Genomic DNA, 361 nt, shown 5'->3' with positions numbered 1-361 from the left:
GGCGGGAGTTCAGCATGGCGACGAAATCGTCGAACTCGGGAGTGCCGGTCAGGCCCACGCCCAAAGAGCGCATGCGCGCCACGGCGGCGCCGTAGCCGGAGATGCTGTCGTAGGAGAAGATATCGACGGGCTGGGAGGCCTCCTCCCCCGCCGGAGCGGCCCCGACGGCGCTGCCAGCGCCTCGGCCTGGGCCATGGCCGCGTCCTCGCCGTGAACGGCGGCGGCCATCATCGGCCCCACCATTTCCATGAAGTCGCCGGAAAGGGCCTCCGTCATTTCCATGAGATCATCGCCGGAAAGACCGATGCCCTCGAGGCGCTCATGGCGAGCACCTGCAGCTGCTCCACGCAGGCCTGCACCT

At 68.7% G+C, this 361-nt stretch carries 1 protein-coding gene; it reads right to left on the bottom strand.

Annotated features, from left to right (window positions below):
• Positions 1–48 precede the first annotated feature (48 nt).
• Positions 49–361, bottom strand: a 313-nt coding sequence (locus tag NE591_RS13340) for a hypothetical protein (protein ID WP_256156875.1), incomplete at its 5' end; no start/stop codon positions are given.

This window comes from Adlercreutzia sp. DFI.6.23 (genome assembly GCF_024462535.1).
Classification (GTDB): Bacteria; Actinomycetota; Coriobacteriia; order Coriobacteriales; family Eggerthellaceae; genus Adlercreutzia; species Adlercreutzia rubneri.
The sequence above is the reverse complement of the archived record's forward strand: the minus strand, read 5'-3'. Positions and strand labels throughout refer to the sequence as shown.